At 64.9% G+C, this 22,284-nt stretch carries 21 protein-coding genes; 13 read left to right on the forward strand and 8 right to left on the reverse strand.

What is annotated here, in order from left to right:
* Positions 1–5: 5 nt before the first annotated feature.
* From SPH52_RS21635 to SPH52_RS21645, 3 genes are all read right to left on the reverse strand, one after another.
* Positions 6–368 (reverse strand): hypothetical protein, encoded by a 363-nt coding sequence (locus SPH52_RS21635; RefSeq protein WP_411797120.1) that lies wholly within the window; start codon positions 366–368, stop codon positions 6–8.
* A 205-nt stretch (positions 369–573) separates the two neighbouring features.
* On the reverse strand, positions 574–951 hold the full coding sequence (locus SPH52_RS21640) for a hypothetical protein (RefSeq protein WP_411797121.1): 378 nt from the start codon (positions 949–951) through the stop codon (positions 574–576).
* A 146-nt stretch (positions 952–1,097) separates the two neighbouring features.
* Entirely contained in the window at positions 1,098–2,093 is a 996-nt protein-coding gene (locus tag SPH52_RS21645) for an LLM class flavin-dependent oxidoreductase (protein WP_411797122.1), read from the reverse strand.
* 189 nt (positions 2,094–2,282) lie between these two features.
* Here SPH52_RS21645 and SPH52_RS21650 point away from each other — a divergent pair, with 189 nt between their 5' ends.
* The 5 genes from SPH52_RS21650 to SPH52_RS21670 all read left to right on the forward strand — a co-directional run bounded on the left by SPH52_RS21650 (position 2,283) and on the right by SPH52_RS21670 (position 7,210).
* Positions 2,283–3,917 carry a BCCT family transporter gene (locus tag SPH52_RS21650; RefSeq protein ID WP_411797123.1) on the forward strand — a complete coding sequence of 545 codons (1,635 nt, stop codon included), beginning with the start codon at positions 2,283–2,285 and terminating at the stop codon, positions 3,915–3,917.
* An 87-nt stretch (positions 3,918–4,004) separates the two neighbouring features.
* Positions 4,005–4,181 carry a hypothetical protein gene (locus SPH52_RS21655; protein WP_411797124.1) on the forward strand — a complete coding sequence of 59 codons (177 nt, stop codon included), beginning with the start codon at positions 4,005–4,007 and terminating at the stop codon, positions 4,179–4,181.
* A gap of 12 nt (positions 4,182–4,193) precedes the next feature.
* Positions 4,194–4,892, forward strand: a complete 699-nt coding sequence (locus SPH52_RS21660; RefSeq protein WP_411797125.1) for an extensin family protein — start codon at positions 4,194–4,196, stop codon at positions 4,890–4,892.
* Positions 4,893–4,964: 72 nt separating this feature from the next.
* Entirely contained in the window at positions 4,965–5,912 is a 948-nt protein-coding gene (locus SPH52_RS21665; protein WP_411797126.1) for a cobyrinic acid a,c-diamide synthase, read from the forward strand.
* Positions 5,913–5,992: 80 nt separating this feature from the next.
* Positions 5,993–7,210: a toxic anion resistance protein gene (locus SPH52_RS21670; RefSeq protein WP_411797127.1), complete on the forward strand. Its 1,218-nt coding sequence runs from the start codon at positions 5,993–5,995 to the stop codon at positions 7,208–7,210.
* Between the two features lie 32 nt (positions 7,211–7,242).
* Here SPH52_RS21670 and SPH52_RS21675 read toward each other — a convergent pair whose 3' ends face one another.
* The 4 genes from SPH52_RS21675 to SPH52_RS21690 form a co-directional block, all read right to left on the reverse strand.
* The gene (locus SPH52_RS21675; protein WP_411797128.1) at positions 7,243–7,587 is read right to left on the reverse strand and encodes a hypothetical protein; all 345 of its coding nucleotides are present in this window, start codon (positions 7,585–7,587) and stop codon (positions 7,243–7,245) included.
* 67 nt (positions 7,588–7,654) lie between these two features.
* Positions 7,655–8,923 (reverse strand): GGDEF domain-containing protein, encoded by a 1,269-nt coding sequence (locus tag SPH52_RS21680; RefSeq protein ID WP_411797129.1) that lies wholly within the window; start codon positions 8,921–8,923, stop codon positions 7,655–7,657.
* Positions 8,920–10,284, reverse strand: a complete 1,365-nt coding sequence (locus SPH52_RS21685) for a substrate-binding periplasmic protein (protein WP_411797130.1) — start codon at positions 10,282–10,284, stop codon at positions 8,920–8,922. Before SPH52_RS21685 ends, SPH52_RS21680 begins: the two co-directional genes overlap by 4 nt.
* Before the next feature lie 249 nt (positions 10,285–10,533).
* A complete protein-coding gene (locus SPH52_RS21690; RefSeq protein WP_411797131.1) occupies positions 10,534–11,658 on the reverse strand; it encodes a PQQ-dependent sugar dehydrogenase in 1,125 nt (374 codons plus the stop codon).
* 126 nt (positions 11,659–11,784) lie between these two features.
* Between SPH52_RS21690 and SPH52_RS21695 the strand changes: the two genes are divergently transcribed.
* On the forward strand, positions 11,785–13,170 hold the full coding sequence (locus SPH52_RS21695; RefSeq protein ID WP_411797132.1) for an MFS transporter: 1,386 nt from the start codon (positions 11,785–11,787) through the stop codon (positions 13,168–13,170).
* Positions 13,167–13,916, forward strand: coding sequence for a sulfite exporter TauE/SafE family protein (locus tag SPH52_RS21700; protein WP_411797133.1), 750 nt, complete (start codon positions 13,167–13,169; stop codon positions 13,914–13,916). The genes SPH52_RS21695 and SPH52_RS21700 overlap by 4 nt, the downstream gene beginning before the upstream one ends.
* Before the next feature lie 13 nt (positions 13,917–13,929).
* On the opposite strand, the gene SPH52_RS21705 is transcribed toward SPH52_RS21700, so the two are convergent.
* The gene (locus SPH52_RS21705) at positions 13,930–15,165 is read right to left on the reverse strand and encodes an E22 family MetX-like putative esterase (RefSeq protein WP_411797134.1); all 1,236 of its coding nucleotides are present in this window, start codon (positions 15,163–15,165) and stop codon (positions 13,930–13,932) included.
* A gap of 155 nt (positions 15,166–15,320) precedes the next feature.
* Here SPH52_RS21705 and SPH52_RS21710 point away from each other — a divergent pair, with 155 nt between their 5' ends.
* The 6 genes from SPH52_RS21710 (at position 15,321) to SPH52_RS21735 (ending at position 22,276) form a co-directional block, all read left to right on the forward strand.
* Positions 15,321–15,848, forward strand: coding sequence for a TIGR02281 family clan AA aspartic protease (locus SPH52_RS21710; RefSeq protein ID WP_411797135.1), 528 nt, complete (start codon positions 15,321–15,323; stop codon positions 15,846–15,848).
* A gap of 26 nt (positions 15,849–15,874) precedes the next feature.
* Positions 15,875–16,864, forward strand: a complete 990-nt coding sequence (locus SPH52_RS21715; protein WP_411797136.1) for a YihY/virulence factor BrkB family protein — start codon at positions 15,875–15,877, stop codon at positions 16,862–16,864.
* The gene (locus SPH52_RS21720) at positions 16,861–17,901 is read left to right on the forward strand and encodes an NAD(P)H-dependent flavin oxidoreductase (protein WP_411797137.1); all 1,041 of its coding nucleotides are present in this window, start codon (positions 16,861–16,863) and stop codon (positions 17,899–17,901) included. The genes SPH52_RS21715 and SPH52_RS21720 overlap by 4 nt, the downstream gene beginning before the upstream one ends.
* 42 nt (positions 17,902–17,943) lie before the next feature.
* A complete protein-coding gene (locus SPH52_RS21725; protein ID WP_411797138.1) occupies positions 17,944–19,674 on the forward strand; it encodes a VRR-NUC domain-containing protein in 1,731 nt (576 codons plus the stop codon).
* Positions 19,671–21,992, forward strand: a complete 2,322-nt coding sequence (locus SPH52_RS21730) for an ATP-dependent DNA helicase (protein WP_411797139.1) — start codon at positions 19,671–19,673, stop codon at positions 21,990–21,992. The genes SPH52_RS21725 and SPH52_RS21730 overlap by 4 nt, the downstream gene beginning before the upstream one ends.
* A gap of 104 nt (positions 21,993–22,096) precedes the next feature.
* Positions 22,097–22,276, forward strand: a complete 180-nt coding sequence (locus tag SPH52_RS21735; RefSeq protein ID WP_411797140.1) for a PLDc N-terminal domain-containing protein — start codon at positions 22,097–22,099, stop codon at positions 22,274–22,276.
* Positions 22,277–22,284 lie beyond the last annotated feature (8 nt).

Here is a 22,284-nt window from a genome sequence, read left to right on the forward strand (position 1 = left end):
GCAGCTCAGAAGCAGCGCAGATTGGCATCGGCCTGGGCCTGACGCAGTGCCTGGAGCTGGTCCTGCATGCCGCGCTCGGTGCGGAACAGCACACCCAGCTCGCCGCGCTGGTCCTGCATGCCCAGCACCGTCTCGACCTGCTCGTAGGTCTCGTAGGGCAGGTGCTCGGCGATCACGTCGATGCTGCAGGAACACTTCTGCATGGTGAGGTAGTTATTGCCGTTGGACGCCATGCAGCCCAGCACGTAGTCGACACGCGCCTCGGTGGGGTAGTCGTTGGCCAGGCTCGGTACGGCGAGGAGAAGAAGCAGGCAGGCAAGGGCCATCTGGCGCAGTACGCCGGCCGCTGTCGTCCGAAGTCGAGGCATTGTTGTTGTCTCCGGAAGCATCGGGGTGTGGCTTCAAGTTATGGCAAACAGATGTTTTTTGCCAGCGGGAGCACTAACTTATCGAGGCCATGAGGAAAGGCTATTGGTTGATAGCGAAGCGCAACGATAACGTAGCGGTGTCGGTTAATACCGACTGTCTGCATCCCTGCATGACATCTTCATGACCTGCCTTGGCAGGTCTTTTTCATGGCGGGTCCTTGCGCTCGTCGTCGTGGACCTCATAGTCGCCTTCCAGCAGTTCATGCTCGTCGGTAGCGCGGCTTCCGCGGTAGTGGGTCTCGTGATAGTGGTAGCCGCTACCGGCCTCCTTGGCCTGTTCGGCGCGGATCTGCTCAAGGCGCTTCTTCATGCGGTAGCGCACGATCGGCAGCATGGCCCAGCCGAGCAGCAGAAAGAACAGACCGAGTACGGTGCCGACGATCAGCAGCAGGCCGAACAGTAGCCAGGTCAGGATCAGCTTCAATCCACCCAGGGGGCCGCGAGGTGTGTGATTCGCCCGGGCCCGCCACTGCTGGGCGGCCTGCCAGGCGGCGTTGCGACGAGGATCGTTGGGATCGAACATGCACGTCTCCGATGGTGACGCCGCAGCGCGGCGTGCGAAATGACTGTCCCTTTGAGACTGTGGGACAAGGATCGTTCCCTGGGGCTATGCGACCAGTCGCCACAGGGCGTCTATGCCGTAGGTCACCGTGAACAGCGATAGCGGCATCATGCACGCCATACCTCGCTGATGATCTCGTAGCTGCGCAGGCGGTCCGCGCTGGCGTAGGTATCGGTGTTGAGCATGAGTTCGTCGGCGCCGGTCTGTTCCAGGAAGCGCTCGAGCCCGACGCGCACGGTGTCGGGACCGCCGATCACCGCTGCGCCCAGGAACTGCTCCACCTGGACCTGCTCCATGGGCGTCCAGTCGAGGGTCTCGACCGGAGGCAGCGAGCGGGTGCGCTTGCCGCGCACCATGCCGAGGAACTTCTGACGGGTAGTAGAAGCGAGGAACTGGGCGTGCTCATCGCTCTCGGCGGCGATCACCGGTAGCCCCACCATGGCGTAGGGGCGCTTGAGCACCGCCGAGGGACGGAAGTTGTCGCGGTACAGCCGCAGCGCCTCATGCAGGTAGCCCGGGGCGAACTGGGCGGCGAAGGCGAACGGCAGGCCTTCGTGGGCCGCGAGTTGGGCGCTGTAGCCGCTGGAACCGAGCAGCCAGAGCGGAACTTTGGTGCCTTGGCCCGGTACGGCGCGCACACGCTGGTCCGGTCTCTCCTCGTCGAGGAAGCCTTGCAGTTCAGCCAGCAGCTCGGGGAAGTTCTCGGCACCGGCATAGGGGTCGCGGCGCAGTGCGGTCATGGTGGCACCATCCGAACCGGGTGCGCGGCCCAGCCCCAGGTCGATGCGCTCCGGGTAGAGCGTTTCCAGGGTGCCGAATTGTTCGGCGATCACCAGGGGGGCATGGTTGGGCAGCATGATGCCGCCGCTACCCACCCGGATGCGCGAGGTGGCGCCGGCAATGTGGCCGATCAACACGGCGGTAGCGGCGCTGGCAATGCCGTCGAGGCTGTGATGCTCGGCCAGCCAGTAGCGGGTGAAGCCGAGGCGCTCGGTCAGCTGAGCGAGTGCCACGCTCTCGGTGAAGCTGTCGGCAATGGTGCCGCCTTGCCGAATCGGCGCCAGATCGAGTACGGATAGCGGGGTGCTGGAAAGTCGGGACATATTAAGCTCGTCAAAAAACCTTAGCCTGCTTGGTTTCTCCAGAATCGTCGTGTCGCCGCCGGGATGCAATGGTTTTATGGCTAGTCACTGGCTTATGGCCTGTCATTGGCGGCAGCGGTAGCGAATTGTGTGGCGCTGGGGTTGGCCTGCTAGGATGAGGGCGTTCACGGACGGAGCGAGGAGCGCCATATGGCCAACCACGGAGGGCAGCGGGTCTTTACCGTATCGGCCCTGATCATTCTGGTATTGGTGGCCGCCGGTGCCAGCTTTCCCGAGGCATTTGGCAATGTCGCCGCTACCGCGCTGGCCGGGGTCACGCGGCTGTTCGGCTGGTTCTACCTCTTTTCGGTGTTCGGTTTCGTGGTCTTCCTGCTGGCGCTGGCCTTGAGCAAGTATGGCAAGATCCGCCTGGGGCCGCAGGACAGCACGCCGAGCTTCAGTTTCTTCTCCTGGGTCAGCATGCTGCTGGCGGCGGGCTTCGGCGTGGGGCTGGTGTTCTACGGCATGGCCGAGCCGATGCTCCACTACATCGAGCCGCCCTATGGCGACGTATCCGCCGAGAGCGCCGAGGCGGCGCGCTACGCCATCCAGTACAGCTACTTCAACTGGGGCATTCACCAGTGGGCGGCCTTTTCGGTGGTCGGGCTGATCATCGCCTACTTCCAGTTCCGCAAGGGGCAGGCTGGCCTGGTCTCCTCGGTGCTGTCGTCGATCGCCGCCAAGTACCCTCGGGTGCGCCCCTACGCGCCGACCCTGGACGTGTTCGCCGTGGTGGCCACGGTGATGGGGGTGGCGACCTCGCTGGGGTTGGGTGTGCTGCAGCTCAACGGCGGCTTCAATGCGGTATTCGGCTTGCCCGAGAACGTGCTGTGGCAGTTCATCATCCTGTTCGTGATGTTCCTGGCTTACATGGCCTCGACCTGGTCGGGGCTGGACAAGGGCATTCGACGGCTCTCCAACCTCAACATGATCTTGTGCATCGGGCTGATGCTTTATGTGCTGATTACCGGCCCCACGGTGGCGATCCTGGAAACCATTACCTTGGGCATCGGCGATTACCTGCAGAACTTCATCGGCATGAGCCTGCGCATCTCGCCCTTCACCGATAACACCTGGGCGGCCAACTGGACGATCTTCTACTGGGCCTGGGTGATCGCCTGGTCGCCGTTCGTTGGTACCTTCGTGGCGCGGGTGTCGCGCGGGCGCACCATCAAGGAGTACGTGTTCGGCGTGCTGATCGTACCGCCGCTACTGGCCTGCCTGTGGATCGGCGTGTTCGGTGGCGCCGCCTTGCACATGGAGCTGGCCGGCGATGCCGGCCTGGCGAGCGCCACCGAGGCCAACATCACCGTGGCGCTGTTCGAGATGTTCGATCTGATGCCCTTCACCGGCGTGCTGTCGGTGATCGCCATGCTGTTGATCTTCATCTTCCTGGTCACTTCTGCCGACTCGGCGTCCTATATCGTGGCGCAGATGACCGATAACGGTTCGATCAATCCGCCGCTGTTCAAGCGGGTGATCTGGGGCGTGCTGATCGCAGCCATCTGCCTGACCCTGATTGCCGCCGGCGGGTTGACCGGGTTGCAATCGGCGGCGGTACTCTCGGCGCTGCCCTTCACCTTCATCCTCTACGGCATGATCGTGGTACTGATCCGTGAACTGCGCGCCGACCGTCAGGCCATGCTCACCCAGCTCTATCGACGCCATGGTGAAACCCCGGTGGGAGCCGATGCCTTCGAGGCTGAGCTATTGGGCGAACAGGAGCGGCTGCGTCGCGCGCCCAATGTCATCAACCGTCGTATCAATCGCCGCGAAGGCGGTTAGGAGAGATGCATCCTGGCAGCGATTGCCTGTAGCCAGCTGCGTTCGCAGGTCGTAAGCTTGAGAAGAATGGGGAATCGGACGTCTACCATGTCTCTCATCGGCTCACGCCGTCGTGCGCTTCAGCGAGGCGCCACCCGCCGTCGGCAGCCGAACCGCTGGCGTCAGAACAATTTCGATCGCTGGCTCGACCGTGCGGTGGACATTGCCGTGCTCACTGCCCTGGCGGTAGGGGGTGTGGCACTGGTACTTCACCTGTTGCTGTAGCGCCGAGGCGAGATGCGCTTTCTGCTGGTACTGATCGTGCTGATTGCTGTTGCGGGTGCGACCTGGTGGCAGTTCGAGGAGCAAATCCCCTCCCACTGGCACCCTTGGAAACCGCTGAGCGTCGACGACCCCCTGACTCCTGTCACCAAGTGGAAGCTGCACCACCTGGCCGATGATCGCGAGGCGTGTCTGGTGGCACTCGATACGGCTCCGGAGGGGACGCTGCGGATGACGCCGCTCGATGACCACGAGCCGGCACCCGGCTGCCCGCTGAGTAACGTGGTGCGCGTTCACGGTAGCGACGTCGAGTTCAATGCCAGCTTCGTCGCGCGCTGCCCGCTGGCCCTGGCCTGGGTCATGTACGAACGTCAGCGGCTGCAGCCGGCAGCCGAAGCCCATTTCGGCACCCGCGTGGCAAGCGTTGAACACTATGGCAGTTTCGCTTGTCGCAACGTCTATGGTCGCGAAAGCGGCCGGCGCAGCGAGCACGCCACGGCCGAGGCCCTCGATATTGGCGCCTTCCGCCTGGAGGACGGGCGTCGGGTTTCCCTGCTGGAACACTGGGACGACGAGGGCGCACGGGGGGCCTTCCTGCGCGAAGCGCGCGATGGTGCCTGTGACCTGTTCGGCAACGTACTGGGGCCGGCGTACAACCGCGCCCATGCCGATCACTTCCACTTCGGCATGCGTGGCTTCCGCCTGTGCCGCTGAGGTTGCCATGCTCGCACGGCGTCGTCGGCCCCCGTACACTCAGAAGCATCTACCCGCTGGCGCACGAGGCTTATGCTGGGATTCTTGCAGGGATTCGCTTACGGGCTTTTCGTTACCTGCCTACCATGGTGTCTGGTCGGGCTGGCCAACCCGCGGTTGGCGGTCGCCACGGAAAACCCCAACCGCTTACAGGTGCTGTTCCGCTACTGCCTGCTGGTGCCCTTCATCAGCATGGTGCTGTGGCTGACCTCGCTGTGGGGCGGTTTCGGGCCGAGCCTTGGCGGCTGGCTCGCCGGCCTGGTGGCGGTGGGGGTGTCGCTGCCGGTGGAGCGCGGCTGGCGTCGCTGGCGTGCGCGTCGCCACCAGCGCCGGTTGCAGGAACGGCTCGCGGCCGAAAGCGAGCGGCGGCGTGCCGAGCAGGAGCGCGCCGCGCGGGAGATCGGCGTGGCCGAGCTGGATCCGGCCCGGCCGCCGGTGGGCGCCGACGAGCTGGTGCTGTCGCTGTGCCGGGCCAAACTGCAACTGCTTGAGGTAAAGCGTGCCGACCTGGCGAGCCAGGTCGACCGCTTCTACACCCGCTATGCTCACGTGATGGAACTGCTGACAGCCCGCTTCGACCGCAGCGAGCTGGCTTTCGAGCGCTCCCGAGGCCTGATCACCGAGGTCTGTCTCGGTGCGGTGGACACCTTCACTTCCATGGCGGCCCAGGCGCGTGGCGTGATGGGGCTGGATGGCGACTACGTGCGCCGACGCCTGGAGCAGGAAGGGAGCAAGCTGTCCGTCGAGGAGCGCATCGCGCTCAAGCGACGCCTCGAACTGATCGAGGAGACCGATCGTCGCCTGCGGCGCCTGGTGGCGCGCAACGAATCGGCGCTGACCCTGCTCGACGATACGACGGTGGCGTTGGCCCGGGTCGAGACGGGGCGTCCGCAGGCCACGCTAGCTACCGATAGGGCGCTGGAGGAATTGCGGCGCTTCATCGAGGGGGCGGAGCGCTACAGCCGCAATGAACGCCGTTGAGCGTCTTGCTGGCCGATGTTGAGCCATGTGCCGGCATTGGTTGCTAAGGTGTGGGGAAAGAGCCTGAAGGGGAAGCGCTTATGAACCAGTCGTCCGAACGTGGCTCGCCGCTCTCGCTGCCGCCGGTGGAGCAGATCGCCAGTGAACTCGAGGAGGTCGCGCCCGAGCCGATGAATAGCGAAGAGATCGTGATCGACGATCCGGAGCTCGAGCAGTTGGCGGACTCCTTCGTCGACGAGGTGCTGGCCAGTGAAGGCGCTGCCCTCGAGCGTCAACGACGTGCGGTGGATGAGATGGGCCTCGAGCTGCAGCAGCAGGCGGCGCATCACAGCGAAATGCTGCAGGCACCGCTGCGCAAGCTGGCCCATCAGGGTGACGAGGGCGGCCCGGTGGCCAAGGCGCTGATCGACCTGCGTGGGCACATGCAGGATCTCGACCCGCACCAGCACCGCCTGGCGTCGGGGCCGTTCGATCGCCTGTTGGCGCGTATTCCCGGCGCCGGCAGCCGTGTACAGCGCTACTTCCGCAAGTTCGAGAATGCCCAGCAGGCGCTGGACGCCATCATTGCCGACCTGGAGGCGGGGCGCGACATGCTGCGTCGTGACAACATCACGCTCAGCGACGACCAGGAGAGCCTGCGTCAGCTGCTGGGGCGGCTGCAGCGCCAGGTCGACCTGGGGCGGCTGATCGATCGCCGCCTGGTGGAGGCATTGGGTCGGCTCGGCGACACGCATCCGCAGCGCGCCTTCATCGAGGAGGAGCTGCTCTTCCCGTTGCGACAGCGCATCGTCGATTTGCAGCAGCAGCAAGCGGTCAGCCAGCAGGGCGTGCTGGCGCTGGAAGTGATCATCCGCAACAATCGCGAGCTGATTCGCGGCGTCGACCGGGCGATCCATGTCACCGTGTCGGCACTCACCGTAGCGGTGGCCGTGGCACTGGCGCTGGCCAACCAGCGTCTGGTTCTCGACCGCGTCGAGTCGCTCAATACCACCACTTCGGAGATGATCGCCGGCACGGCGAAGACACTGCGCCAGCAGGGCGTGGAGATCCAGACTCGCGCCGCCTCGGCCCAGCTCGACATGCAGGCGCTGGAGCAGGCCTTCGACGATGTACTGGGTGCCATCGACGATCTGTCCCACTACCGCCAGGAAGCGCTGCCTCAGCTTGATGCCCAGATCGATCGCCTGGCGCAACTGGCGCGCCGCGGTAGTCATTCGATCGACAAGCTGCAACGCGGCAGTGAGGTTCACTCATCCGATGCGGAGGAGAAGGAGCCGCCATCCCCGCGCGAACCTTAGGCTACCTTGGCTGCTGGCCAGCTTTCTGTGCTCTAGGGTGAACCCCCAGGGGAGTGCCGGGGGGTGTCATCCTCGTCGACGTCCGTGGGCGGTGGCTCGTGCCGCTGGGCGTCGCGCAGCGCCTTGCGTAGCAGCTCCCAGGCATCGTCGAGTCCCTGCTGCAGGGAGTCCCAGGCGGCCTCGCTGGCATACTGCAGCTCCTCGAGCCGGCGGCGGGTTTCGTCGCGCCGCCGCCGGAGCCGTTCGAGGTCGTCATGATAGCGAGTCTGTGCCTCGGCGCTTGCCTTGCGCGCGCGGGCGGCCAGTGCCTCGATCTCGGCGTTCCATTCGTCCAGTTGGGTCTTCATCTGTTCGATGAATTCATCGCGTCTGCTCATGCGGCTTCTCCGCTCTGATTGCTACTCCTATCGATTCCCCGCTTCCGGGCCGGTTCCCTGGCCGTGCTCAGGTCTGGGCGGCCACTTGGTCGCGGCCCTGACGTTTGGCGCGATAAAGCTGGCCGTCGGCCTGGGCCATCAGCTCATCAACGCTGGCGTTATCGTGTGCCGGTACGCTGCTGGCTACCCCGAGGCTGGCGGTGAGCCGGCCGGATTGGGTCGAGTAGGCATGGGGGATGCCCAGTGCGCGAATCTCCTTGCGGATCTGGTCGGCGACGCGTAGGGCGCCCTGCAGGTCGGTGTCGGGCAACACGCAGACGAACTCCTCACCGCCATAGCGTGCCACCAGGTCGGAAGCGCGATTGACCGCTCGGGTCAGCGCCTCGGCGACGGCCCTCAGAGTATCGTCACCCGCGACGTGTCCGTAGTGATCGTTGAACTCCTTGAAGTGGTCGATATCGATGAAGACTACCGAGAGGGCATACCCGTTGCGCCGGGCGCGCTGCCACTCGCGGGCGATGAAGGCGTCGAAATGGCGACGGTTGGCGATACCGGTCAGACCATCCATGGTGGAGATCTGATGCAATTGGTCGCGCTGATCGAGGCCTTCCTGGAAGGCCAGCATCAATTGATCGACGCTCTCCACCAGATGACCCAGCTCATCGTTGCCGTGACGGCCCATGTCGGGTTTGGGCCAACGACCGGGTTGGCGCGGATCGGTACCGGCTATGGCCGCATGCACTCGGAGCAGGGGCCGGGTCACGAACCCATGGAAAACCAGGGCAAGCAGGGCCGCGATGGCCAGCGCCTTGGCGACACCCAGCGTGAAGATGAGCAGACTGCGGTCGGTGAAGTCGCTGATCAGGCGGTCGAGGGCCAAGGTCAGCTCGAGCTCGCCCACTGGCTGGGGTGAGTGGTCGGGACCAGCCAGATAGTACAGCGTTTGCTGATATTGAAGGATGTCGCCGAACAGGGCATGAGCCACCCAGCCGGAGACGGGCTCATACTCGCGTTGGCGCGTGGCCATGGCACGGCCGAAGTCGTCACTGATGGTCACGCTCGCCACTTGGCCGCCGCTGAACAGGCCATCGGCGACCTGCGTCGCCAGCTCGGGATTGAGCTGAAAGGCGGCCTCGGCGGCGGTGCCATGTACCAGCTCGAGCCGATAACTCGTGTCGCGAATGATCTCTTGGTGCATGGCCCGGGCATCGAGAGCCAGCTCTATGGTACCGGCGAGAATGCTTAGCAGCAGCGCGATGGCCAGGGTGAGCCCGGCCTGTTTGGCGGTCAGGCTGCGTCTGCCGTGCTGGCGTTCCATGCCAGGGGGGTGGCTCACTGTTGTGCCTCCATGTCGACCAACGCCCGGTCAAGCGCTGCCTGCAGTCGAGCAATGAACTGATCGGGGACCGAGGGGTGACAGGCGAGGTAGAGATCAACCTCGTTGAATACGAACAGGCGGCGCAATGGCAACTCGACTTCCTCGGCGAGGAACCGGGCCGCCTGCTCACCAGTGACCCAGACATCGATCAGCCCGGCTCGCAGGCGACCAATATTTTCGCGCTCGGCACTGGCTACGATGATGGGAACGCCTTGATTGGCGGCGTATTGGCCAACGGCATCCTCGCGAAAGCTGCCCACTCGCAGCTCCGCGAGGTCGTCCAGAGAGCTGGCCTCGATGTCGGCATCCTCGAGAGCAAAGGCAGCCCAGGTACTCGACACCAACGGACCGACCCAGGTGAACAGCGATTCTCGCTCCGGCGTACGAGTGGTCGAATAGACACAATGGCGCTCGCGCAGTTGGGCCTCGGTAAACGCCCGCGCCCAAGGCAGCAGGCGGAAATCCGCATCGAGGTCGGCGTCATCCAGTGCGGTCCGTAGCAGTTCGGTGGCGCTTCCGGTAATCCTGCCGTTATCGTCCCGATAGTTGTAGGGCGGGTATTCCTCGGTATTGAAGGCAATGGTGGTACCGCCGAGGATCTCGTTGAATACGCCCTGCTCACGCAGATGGTCCAGTGCCGCCTGCATGCGTGCGATCAGGCTGGGGTCGGTGTCGCGGTGCAGGGCATAATAGAGATCGGATTCACTGATGGTCAGCGTGGGAATGTAATCGGCAGCAGGAAGCCCCTCCTCCTGCATCAACCAGAAGGCGACATCTTCGCCGTAGGCCCACAGGTCGACGCGGCCACGTTCCAGCATACGCAGAGCGCTGACATTGGAAATCGCCGCATGGATCTGGCTCTCCGGCACTCCGGCTTCCTGTAGCCGCTGGGCGCCGATATCCTCGCGGATGACGGCGATGCGATAGCCGCCGGCGATGACATCCTCGATGTCATGCAACTGGATGCCGCTGTCGCGACGGGCAATCAGCGTGACCTTGTTGGTGGCGATGGGGCCCACCCACTGGAACAACTCCTCACGCTGCTCGGTGCGCGTGGTGGAGAATAGTACCGTGCCCGGCTCGGAGAGGGCGGTATCGTAGCCGCGTGCCCAAGGGTAGTAGAGAACGTCTTCGCGGGATAACGGAGTGTCGGTTTCGGCAAAGATACGCTCGAGCAGCTCGATGGAAATGCCTTCGAGGCGCTCGTTCTGACGGTAGTTGTAGGGTGGGTATTCCTCGGTGATGAAGGTCAGCCCGGTCAGGTTGGCTGCCGCGGGAAGGGGCAGCAGTGCCAGCATCAGTATTAGCCACTTCTTCATGCGCCCTGTTCCTGCCTGCTTGTTGTTCTGACTGTCGCATGGTGGCGTCAGTCACGGTTCTAAGCCGCTAGTCTGCGCTTGCCTACCCAGGCATGACTGCACGAAGCCGGTAGCAGGACAATACTGCTTAACCCAGGTTAACAAAGATAATGCCCGTGGGATCGTAAGAAGTGAAGAACACCGCTCTCCACGCTGCGTGAACTAGTGCGGCCGGCCTGTCAACGGGCCGGCCGAGTCAGGGATAGGATGTCATTCCTCGGGCTCAAGGCGATAGAGCGTGCCTCTCTCATCGCCGACGAGAACATAAAGATAGCCGTCGGGCCCCTGTCGCACGTCGCGAACCGGGCCTCGTGTCTCGTCGAACAGCTCTTCTACTGCGGTAACTTCGTGACTGTCGCTCATTTCGAGGCGATAGAGCTGTCCGCTGTCCAGTCCGCCGATGAGCAGGTTGCCTTCCCAGTGTGGGTAGTATTCGCCATTGACCACGGCCAGGCCGGAAGGCGATACGTCTTCGGAGAAGCGATGGACCGGCTCGATGATTTCCTCTTCGGTGAACAGCTCGCTACTGGCGACTTGCTCGAGAATATCCGAGTCTTCGTCCTCCTCCTCTGCCCAGCCATGTTTCTCACCACGCTGGATCAGAAGAAGCTCGTCATGACCGTTGCCGCGGGCTTCCACGGCCCAGACATTGCCGCGGTCGTCATCCACGGCCAACCCCAACACATTGCTATGCCCCCAGGAGTAGATCTCCGGTAGATAGCCGGCGTCTTCGAGCATCGGGTTGTCATCCGGTGCCAGACCCTGTGGGTCGAGGCGCAGGACCGAGCCGGCATGGTCCTGGGTATCCTCGGCCCGCTCGGGGGAGCCGCGGTCACCGACGGACATCAGCAGGGTGTCGTCACCCATCCAGGCCAGGCGTGCACCCCCGTGGGGGCCGGGCTCGGAGCGGCGGTTCTGTTCGAACAGCTCCTCCACCTCCACCAGCTGGTCCCCGGCCAAGCGGCCGCGCGCCAGGGCCGTGGCGGTGGCATCGTCGTCTCCGCTGGAATAGGCGAAGTAGAGCCAGCCGGTGTCGGGGTAGTCGGGAGAGGCGGCGATGTCGAGCAGGCCTCCCTGACCCTCGACGTGAATGCCAGGCAGGCCTTCGACCTCCTGTCGCTCGCCGTTGTAGAAGGTCTGGATCTGCCCCGTGCGCTCACTGACAACGAAGAGCTCGCCGGGCAGTACGGCCAGACCCCACGGATGCTCGAGGTCTTCTGCCACCGGCACCAGGCGCAGCTCCTGTTGCTCGGTGCTCAGTGACGTTTCCTCGGCATGCACCGTTGCCACGGCCATGGTCAGCACCGCCAGTGGAATAGCGCTCAAGCGTTCCATTGCTTGCCTCCAGTCGGGAATGTAGCTCTCAGTGTAGTGAAAGCACTCTTGTCGTCATTCTTGCCCCGATAAGCTGGTAGTCTAGGCGCTTCGATCAGGGCAGGCAGGGAGAGGAGGCAGGCATAGATGAGCGCGATACCGGCCGCTGGCGGTACGGCACCCCGGCAGCGGGCGCCGAAGAAGGAGATCTTCGGCTGGGCGATGTTCGATTTCGCCAACCAGGCCTATACGCTGCTGATCATCACCGTGGTGTTCGGCGAGCTGTTCACCACCGTCATCGTCGGAGACCGCGGCGACGGCTTTCGTCTGGCCAACCTGCTGTGGAGCCTGGCACTGGCCACCAGCTACCTGCTGGTGGTGATCACCGGCCCCCTATGCGGTGCGGTGATGGATTACCGGGCGGCCAAGAAACGCTTCCTCTTCATCAGCTATATCGTCACCGTGTTGGCCACTGCGCTGCTTTATTTCGTGGCCCCGGGCTATGTCATGCTCGGGCTGCTGCTGATCGTGGTGTCCAACTACGCCTACTCCATGGGCGAGTCGTTCATTGCCGCCTTCCTGCCCGACCTCGGCCCGCCGCAGGATCTCGGCAAGATTTCCGGCTTCGGTTGGGCGCTGGGCTATGTGGGCGGGCTGTTTGCCGCCGGCTTCACCCTGGTGGCGCTGGGCGAGGCTACCGCCGACAACTTCGAGCGTATCCGTTGGGTGGGCCCGTTCGCCGCGGCATTCTTCCTGGTTACCGCCATTCCTACCTTCCTCTGGGTAAAGGAGCGCAGCACGCCCCAGCCCCACGCCAAGACCTACCGTGAAATCGCCTGGGAGCGCGTCTCCACTACGCTGCACGAACTCAAGCACTTCCGTGACCTGGGCATCTTCCTGGTGTCACTGCTGTTCTCCATGGCCGGGGTCTATATCATCATCGCCTTTGCCTTCATCTACGGCGCCCAGGTGATCGGCTGGGACGAGGCGGTGCGCAACATCATGTTCATCATCGTGCAGGTCACTGCGGCGGCAGGGGCGCTCGGCTTCGGCTTTCTGCAGGACCGTATCGGCACCAAATTCACCTACCAACTGACCCTGCTGCTGTGGGTAGCGGCGATATTCGCCATCTGGGCCACGCCAGAGGTTACGGCTTTCCTCAATGCCAGCCTGGGGCTGGACTGGGAGGCGCAGCACCTGTTCCTGTTCGTGGGCTGCCTGGCGGGGCTTTCACTGGGCTCCAGCCAGTCGGCCAGCCGCGCCCTGGTGGGGCTGTTCTCGCCCACGCGCAAGGCCGCCGAGTTCTTCGGCTTCTGGGGCCTGGCGAACAAGCTGGCCGGTGTGATCGGCATCATCGGGCTCGGGCTGCTGCAGTCGGTGGTGGGGCTGCAGGCGTCGATCCTGCTGTGCGCCGCGCTGTTCATCGTGGCGATCCTGATCTGCCTGGCGGTCAACCAGGCCCGGGGGCAACAGGCGGCCGTCGAGTGGGAGGCACGTAACGGGCACGCCATACTGAGAGATGCCGAGCAATGAGCCTGGATCCCTTGCTGCTGGCGCTGGTGGCGGTAACCTTTGTCGTCGCAGGTACCGTCAAGGGGGTGATCGGCATGGGCATGCCGACAGTGTCTCTGGCACTGCTCGCCGCCACGGTTGGGTTGCCATCGGCCATGGCCTTGCTGCTGGCACCGACCATCGTCACCAACGTCTGGCAGGCAGTGGTGGGGGGATATCTGCAGCAGATCCTGCGGCGCCTGTGGCCCTTCCTGCTGGCCTCGGTGGTGACCGTATGGTTGGGCGTGGTCGTATTGGCCAGAGTCGACGTGCGCTGGCTCTCCGGCCTGCTGGGCGTATTGATCGCCTTCTATGCCCTTTCGGGGCTGTTCAATCTCGGCCTCGGCAAGCTGGTCAGCCGTGGCCGACATGCGGCTCCGATCAATGGCGCCCTGACTGGCCTACTCACCGGCATGACCGGCTCCTCGGTGTTTCCCGGCGTGGCCTATCTGCAGGCTCTCGACCTTCCGCGGGACATGCTGATCCAGGCCATGGGCGTACTGTTCGTGGTCACCACCCTGGCGCTGGGGTTCTCGATGGGAGAACAGCGCCTGCTCAGCTTGGAGCTGGCGCTGCTCTCATTGGGTGCGGTGGTACCGGCTATCCTTGGCATGCAGCTCGGTCAGCGGTTGCGCCAACGGCTTTCCGAGGCGACCTTTCGACGTGTCTTCCTCAGCGGCCTGCTGGCCATGGGCGCCTACCTGCTGCTGCGTTCCCTAGCGGGCTAGCTCGTCAGGTGCCTCACTCGGTGAGGAAGGTGCGTATCCGTTCGCCAGCCTGGTCGATGCCAAGCACGCCATCCAGATGGCCGCGCTTGCCATCCAGCGTGACCAGCTCGACGGAGGCGCCACCGTCTTCGATCAGCTCGGCGGTCTCGCGTACGCCCTCCGCTGCAAAAACCAGGTCGTTCTCGCTGTACAGGATCAAGGTGGGTGCATCGATGCGGGCCAGACCCTCCTCAAGGCTTTTACCATGGCCGGTGAGGAACGCCTGGTTGGCCTTCACCAGGTAGAGCAGGTGGTTGGCATCGGCGAGTTCGGCGCGGGAGGCGGCGATATCGTCCAAGGTCTGCTCGATGGCGTAGCGGGCGTCGAGTTCGCGGGCAGGGTCGGCATCCTCGTCGGCCCAGCTGCGATCGAAGGTCTCGTTGGCCCACTGCCAGTGGTTGGCGTTCAGCGTCACCAGCTTGAGCGATTCACGCAGGCCGTCCAGTGGCGGTTTGCCGTCGTAGTAGTCGCCCTGATTCCAGTTGGCATCCAGACGAATGGGCGCGCTCCAGGCGCTGAGGGTGGCGAGCAGCCAGGGGTCGGCAACGCCGCCGCCGATCACCGGGATCAATCGTTCGACGCGCTCGGGGTAGGCACTCGCCCACTCGTAGGCCTGCAGTGCGCCCATCGACGCTCCCATTACGGCATGCAATCGCTCGATACCCTGGCTTTCGAGCAGGGCTTTCTGCACTTCGACGAAATCGCGGATGGTAACCAGTGGGAAGTCGGTTCCCCATGGCTTGCCGGTCTCGGGGTTGGTGGTGGCCGGCCCGGTGGTGGTCACGTTGGGGGCGTGGGCGTTGAGGTTGACCAGCGTGTCCGAGGCGATGATGTAGTACTCGTCGGTATCGAGCGGCTTGCCAGGGCCGATGATGGCGTCCCAGTAGCCTGGCGCCTCGTCGTCTTCGGCATAGCGTCCCGCAGCATGGCTGGTGCCTGAGAAGAAGTGGGTGAGCAGGATGACATTGTCCTTGGCCTCGTTGAGCGTACCGTAGGCCTCCCAGCCGATATGCACCGGGGCGATGGTTTCGCCGCTGACGGTGGTGTACTCCTCCATCTCGAAGACCTGCTTTTCCACTAGTCCATCCCAGGCCGCCGCTGGCGTGCCGGCCAGCAGCAGAGTCATGCTCAGGAAGATCACGCCGAATACCGATGCGACCGTGGAATGACGGAAAGCGAAAGCGGTCGAATGTTCGATGCTATCGTGCATGTGGCTATCCTTGTTGTTATCGAATCGATGTCGTACGGCGATGGCTCGGTGCATGCCGCGAGTTGCCTAGCCAAGAAAAATTTGGCGCCCTTCATTACAGACAGCGGATTCGAGGGTGTCAAAGCGGACTGGCCGCACCAATCAGGAGTCCTGTGATGCAGCGAGAGTGCGGTTCGATCCGGCGTACCGGGATGGGCATGATGCTGCTGTTCTGGGCTGCGTTCATCGGCTTTGGCAGTTGGTGGTTCCACGGCTTCCTCGAGTCACAGCGCAACCCCAATGCCCACCTGGTCAATGCCGTGGCTGGATCAGAGGATCCGATCGTGCTCGAGCGCAACCGCTCGGGCCACTTCGTGGCGACCGGGCGAATCAACGGCGAGCCGATCGAGTTCCTGCTCGATACCGGTGCCACCTACGTCGCCGTACCTGCCCACTTCGCCGAGCGGCTGGGGCTGGAGCGTGCGGGGTCGGCCTGGTTCAACACCGCCAATGGACGTGTGCGTGGCGACCTCACCTGGCTCGATGAGGTCAGCCTGGGAGGATTCACCGCTGCTGGGGTGCGCGGTTCCATCAGCCCGGGGCTCGAGGGTGACGTGGCGCTACTGGGCATGAGCTTTCTCAATCGGTTCGACATTGAGATCCGGGATGCTCGAATGGTCCTGCGCCCCGCGCAGCGACCCTGATCCCGTGCAGGAATACTGAGGAGTGCATGGCGAAATTCTGGCGCGGCCGAAGAGCCGAAAAACCCAACCAGATACCCGGCCCTGGATGGCTGGACGTCTTCTGGAGAGTCAAGGAGCAGGCCGCGGACGATCGGGTCAACATGCTGGCGGCCGGTATTGCGTTCTACGCGCTACTGTCGCTGTTTCCCGCCATTGCCGCGGTCATTTCGCTGTGGGCGCTGGTCTTCGACCCCATGGAGATAACCGGGCAGATCGGTGAACTCAGTCGTTTCATGCCGCCTGGGGGGGCCACCTTGGTCAACGAGCAGGCCCAGCAAGTCAGCGAGAACACCGATACCGGCCTCAGTCTGACGGCCCTGTTCGGCCTGGCAGTGGCGATGTTCGTGGCCTCGAAGGGCGTGCGAGGGCTGCTGGTCGGGCTCAACGTGGTCTATGGCGAGGAGGAGCAACGTGGCCTGGTGCAGCGTATGCTGGTGGTCGCTGGGCTGACCATCGGACTGATCGTGATGTCGCTGGCAGCCACCGTTTTCGTGGCCCTGTACCCTCTTGTCGTCGACTGGCTCCTCCTGGAAGGCCCCCTCGTTACGCTGATCACCTGGCTGCGCTGGCCGGCTTTGCTGCTGCTGATGATGTTCGTGATCGCGGTGCTCTATCGTTTCGGCCCTTATCGTCGCTCGCCGCGCTGGGAGTGGGTCAGCGTAGGCACCGTTGTGGCGACTCTGCTGTGGCTGCTCGGCTCCGGTGGGCTATCGCTCTATGTCAGCCAGTTTGCCAACATGGACGAGCTGTATGGGTCGCTGGGAGCCGTGGTGGTGTTGATGCTGTGGTTCTGGCTCTCCTCGTTCGTCGTATTGCTCGGCGCCGAGATCAACGCTGAAATGGAGCGGCAGACACGGCACGACACCACGGTTGGCAAGCCTCGACCGATGGGTGAGCGCGGCGCGTTTGCGGCCGACACGCTGGGCTCCAAGCGCCCGTGGCAAAAAGATCAACGACGACAGGGGGAGAATCCATGAGCCTGACCCGCCGGATCGGTATCGAGCTTGCCATCCTGCAGGCGCCCATGGCGGGCGTGCAAGGCGGTAAGCTGGCCGTGGCCGTCAGCGAGGCGGGTGGCCTTGGCGCTTTGCCCTGCGCCATGCTCTCGCCCGAAGCCATGGAAGCCGAGCTGCAGCACATCCGCAGTGCCACGGCTCGGCCGCTCAACGTCAACTTTTTCTGCCATGTACCGCCGACGCCGGACGAGGCACGGCTAGCTCGCTGGCACCGGGCGCTGGCGCCCTACTATGCCGAGTACGGCCTCGACATCGACAGCGTGCCGGCAGGGGCGGGGCGCCGCCCGTTCGACCAGGCGGCCTGCGACGTCCTCGAACCCTTCCGTCCCGAAGTGGTCAGCTTCCATTTCGGCCTGCCGGAGCCGGCGCTGCTAGAGCGGGTCAAGGGCTGGGGGGCGTGGGTGCTGTCGTCCGCCACTACCGTCGAGGAGGCACGCTGGCTCGAGGCCCACGGTGTCGATGCGGTGATCGCCCAGGGCGTGGAGGCGGGCGGCCATCGCGGCATGTTCCTCGACGAAGACATCAGCACTCAGCTCGGTACCTTCGCCCTGTTGCCGCAGGTAGTGGAAGCCGTCTCGGTGCCGGTGATCGCCGCCGGCGGCATCGCAGATGCGCGCGGTGTGGCTGCGGCTCTGGCGCTGGGAGCGTCGGCTGTCCAGGTCGGCACCGCTTTCCTCTGCTGCCATGAAGCCACCACCTCGACACTTCATCGTCGCGCGCTGCAGAGCAAGGCGGCAAGCCATACTGCCCTCACCAACCTCTATACCGGTCGACCGGCTCGCGGCATCGTCACCCGGTTGATGCGCGAACTCGGCCCGCTCAGCGACGTGGTACCGGCCTTCCCCCTGGCCACCGCCGCCATAGCCCCACTGCGCAGTGCCGCCGAAGCGGCGGGCCACGCCGATTTCTCGCCGCTGTGGGCGGGGCAAAACGCCAGCGCCTGCCGTGAGGTACCGGCCGGCGAGGTGGTGCGCGCTCTCGCCGCAGGCTTGAGCTGAGGCGAGGCTGGCGAGATGTCGTAGGGCTGATATCATGGATGCATGAACAGTATTCCGCGCCTTGTCTCGGCCACCGCTTCGCTCGACGACCCTTTCTACTACCTGGCGAATTTTCGCTTCGTCCTGGGCTGGGTGGTCGATTATCACGCCGACCTGCTGACCGAGGACGAACACGGCTTTCTCGCCGCGTTCGAGGCTCTGCCGCAAGCCTCCCAGGCGTTGCTGGTGCGCATGGTGATGCGCAAGGGCGAGCTCTTTCGTACCGGCAGACTCGTCTATGCCGAGATTGGCGGTACCGAGTGCGCTCTGGCGCCGCTGGTGGATGGCGGCTGGGTCGAGGCGGATCCGGTGCTGACCCAGGGCGAGCTGTTTCGCCTGCTGCGTCTGGCCGAACTGCGCCGGGCGCTGGCGGAGGAGATTGCCGCCGTGGGGCTTTCGCCCAAAGCGAGCAAGGTTGCGCTGGGCGAGGCGCTGCTGGCGCAGGAGAGCCAGGCCAAGCGCTTGGCCGAGTGGTGGCCCGAGGCCAACGAGGCGCTGGCAGGAGAGCGCATCGTGCGGCTGGCCGTGATGCCGTGGTGCGATCGGCTGCGGCTGATGTTCTTCGGCAACCTGCGCCAGGACTGGGCCGAGTTCGTGCTCACGGAACTCGGGCTGCAGCGCTTCGAGCGAGTCGAGCTGACGCCGGGGGCGCGTGCTTTTCACCGCCGCGAGGAGGTGGATGCCTACCTGATGTTGCACAGGCTGCGCGAGCGTCTCGAGGCGGGCGAGCCAGCCGAGCGGCTGGTCGCTGAAGTTCCGACAATCGCGGAAGACAACGCCTGGTTGGCGCAGCGGCGGGGCCGGCTGCTGTTTCGCCTGGGCCACGCAGCCGAGCGTGCCGGTCAAGAGGCGCTGGCGTTGACGCTCTATGGTGAAAGCGGCGCAGGGCAGGGTGGCCAAGTGGAGGCGCGCATACGCCGCCTGCGGCTGCTCGAGCGGTTGGGCGAGCATCGGCAGGCCCATGTGCTGGCTAGCCAAGCACTCTCCTCGGCCGGCTGTGAGCAGGAGGTCCAGGCACTGGCACGTCTGATGCCCAGGCTCTGCCGCCGACTGGGGCTCGCGCCGCGGGGTCATGAGCCTGAAGTGACACCGCTGCGCCTCGACCTCTGCCTGCCACGCCACGACTCGACGAGCGTCGAGCAGGCCGTGGCCGAGCACCTGAGTCGTCCCGATGCCCCGGTCTACTACGTTGAGAACGCCCTCTTGACCGGTCTGTTCGGTCTGCTCTGCTGGCCGGCGATGTTCGCACCGCTGCCCGGCGCCTTCTTCCATCCCTTCCACATGGGGCCGGCAGATCTCTATCGCGACGACTTCGTGGCCCGCCGTCGTGAACGCTTCGAGGCCTGCCTGGCTCGCCTGGATGACGGTTCCCACGGCGAAGCGATCTGGTGCACCTGGCGCGAGAAGCACGGCTTGGCATCGCCCTTCGTCTACTGGGACGTGCTCGACGAGGGGCTGATCGAGCAGGCCCTCGCATGCCTTCCCGCTGAGCATCTGCGGGCCTGCTTCGAGCGCCTGCTGGCCGACCTCAAGGCCAATCGCGCTGGTTTGCCCGATCTGATCCAGTTCCTGCCACCCGGCGCCGAGGGCGGGTCGCGCTACCGGCTGATCGAGGTGAAAGGCCCCGGCGACAGGCTCCAGGATAACCAGCGGCGTTGGTTGGCCTTCTTCCAACGTCATGACATGCCCGCCGCGGTCTGTCACGTGACCTGGCAGCAGGGCGGGGCGTCATGAACGCTGTCGCGACGAGTGGCGAAGCGCCGCTCTATCGTGTGGCGGTGAGGGCCCTGTGCGACTTCACCGCCCGCGAGGGCGATCTCGACCTCCGCTTCACCCCTTCGCCCAGCGCTCGTGAAGGCATCGCCGGCCATGCCCTGGTGGCGGGACGTCGTGACCAGAGTTATGAGCGCGAACTGGCCCTGAGCGGGCATTACCGCGGCCTTGCGGTCAGCGGGCGGGCCGATGGCTTCGACTCGGCGCTGAACCGCCTCGAGGAGATCAAGACCCATCGCGGCGACCTCTCGCGCATGCCCGCCAATCAGCGCGCTCTGCACTGGGCCCAGGTCAAGGTCTACGGGGCGCTGCTGTGCGCCGAGCGAGGACTGGAGTCGCTGACCGTGGCGCTGGTCTATTTCGATATCGGCAGCGAGCGCGAGACCCTGCTGACCGAGGAGGCCAGTGCCGCCGAGCTCAGCGCCTTCTTCGAGGCCCAGTGCGAGCGCTTCCTGAGCTGGGCCGAGCAGGAGGCACGCCATCGCCAGGCACGCGATACCGCCCTGGCCGGGCTGAGCTTTCCCCACGCCGAGTTTCGCCCCGGGCAGCGCGAGCTGGCCGAGGGCGTCTACAAGGCGGCGGCCACCGGACGCTGCCTGTTGGCCCAGGCGCCTACCGGCATCGGCAAGACCGTGGCCACGCTGTTTCCTACCCTCAAGGCGATGCCACGCCGGCGGATCGACCGGCTCGCCTTCCTGACCATGAAGACCCCGGGACGGCGCCTGGCGCTGGAGGCGCTGGCGCAGCTGGGGGCCGCCAGCGACTGCGACGAAGGTGGGGAGGGGCGCCTGCCGCTGCGGGTGCTGGAACTGACGGCGCGTAGCAAGGCCTGCGAACACCCGGACAAGGCGTGCCATGGCGACGCCTGTCCGCTGGCCGCCGGCTTCTACGACAAGCTGCCCGCCGCGCGCCAGGCCGCGGCTGAGCGTGGCTGGCTCGACCGCGAAGCGCTGCGCGAGGTGGCCCTCGAGCATGACGTATGCCCCTACTACCTGGGCCAGGAGCTGGCGCGCTGGAGCGATGTCTGCGTGGGCGACGTCAACCACTACTTCGATGTCTCGGCGCTGCTGCACGGTCTGGCCCAGGCCAATGGCTGGCGCCTGGCGCTGCTGGTGGACGAAGCCCACAACCTGGTAGAGCGGGCTCGGGGCATGTACAGCGGGGAGCTGGATCAGCACGCTTTTGCGACGCTGCACCGCAGTGCCCCTGCGCCGCTGGTGAAGCCCCTCGGCCGGCTGATGCGCCAATGGCAGGCGCTGGTGCGCGAGCAGGGCGGTGCCGACGAAGGGCAGCGGGGCCGCCCCGCCTATCGGGTACTCGATGATCTGCCCGGTCGCCTGGTCGGTGCGCTGCAGCAGGTGGCGACGGCGATCGGCGACTATCTGGCCGAGCATCCCGGCGGCGCCGACCCGATGCTGCAGGAGCGGCTGTTCGATGCCCTCGGCTTCGGCCGTCTGGCCGAGTCGTTCGGCGAAAACTCGTTGTGCGACCTCTCACGCCATGGCCGCGGGCGCGCGGTGCTGGGGCTGCGCAACCTGATACCGGCGGACTTCCTGGCCCCGCGTTTCACCCAGGCACACAGCTGCGTGCTGTTTTCGGCCACGCTGTCGCCGGCCCACTATCATCGCGACCTGCTCGGGCTGCCGGACGACTGTGTGTGGCAGTCGGTGGCCTCTCCGTTTCGCAGCGATCAGCTCGAAGTGCGCATCCCGGGCGGTATCTCGACGCGGCTGCGCGACCGCGAGGCCTCGCTCGAGCCCATCGTCGCCGAGCTGGCCGGGCAGTACCGCAGACAGCCGGGGCTCTACCTGGCCTTCTTCAGCAGCTTCGCCTACATGGCGGCGGCGGCGGAGCGACTGGCGCGGTTCCACCCCGAACTGCCTCATTGGTGTCAGATCCGCGGCATGAGCGAAGACGAGCGCGACGCCTTCCTGGCCCGCTTTCGCTCGGGCGGGCAGGGCATCGGCTTCGCGGTGCTAGGCGGGGCCTTCGGCGAGGGTATCGACCTGCCCGGCGAGCGGCTGATCGGGGCTTTCATCGCCACCCTCGGCTTGCCGCCGTTCGATCACTTCAACGAAACCCTCAAGACCAGGCTCGAGGCGCGGTTCGGTAGCGGCGATGCCTACGCCTATCGCATTCCGGGGCTGATCAAGGTGATACAGGCTGCCGGCAGGGTCATCCGCAGCCCCCAGGACCGCGGCACGCTGGTGCTGATGGATGATCGTTTCCAGCGCCCGGATGTGAGACGCCTGCTGCCAGAGTGGTGGCGAGTCGGTTGAGATGAGTTACTTGGGCTTACCTGGCGTAACAGTTTCGGATTGTTACCTCTACCGCAGCGTGCTACTTCTTGAACAACACTTACCGCTGGACAAGGAGACGTCTGATGGGAATCGAAGTGAGCGGTCTGCTGGGCCTGATATGGCTGATCATCCTGGTCTGGGCCATCGTCAAGGTAGCCAAGAGTCCGGCTGGCCCCATTGCCAAGCTGCTTTGGATCATCGTGCTGCTGCTGTTTCCACTGGTGGGCCTGATCATCTGGCTGTTGATGGGCCCAAAGGGATAGGAATGGCA

Source organism: Halomonas sp. A29 (assembly GCF_046723295.1).
GTDB lineage: Bacteria > Pseudomonadota > Gammaproteobacteria > Pseudomonadales > Halomonadaceae > Halomonas.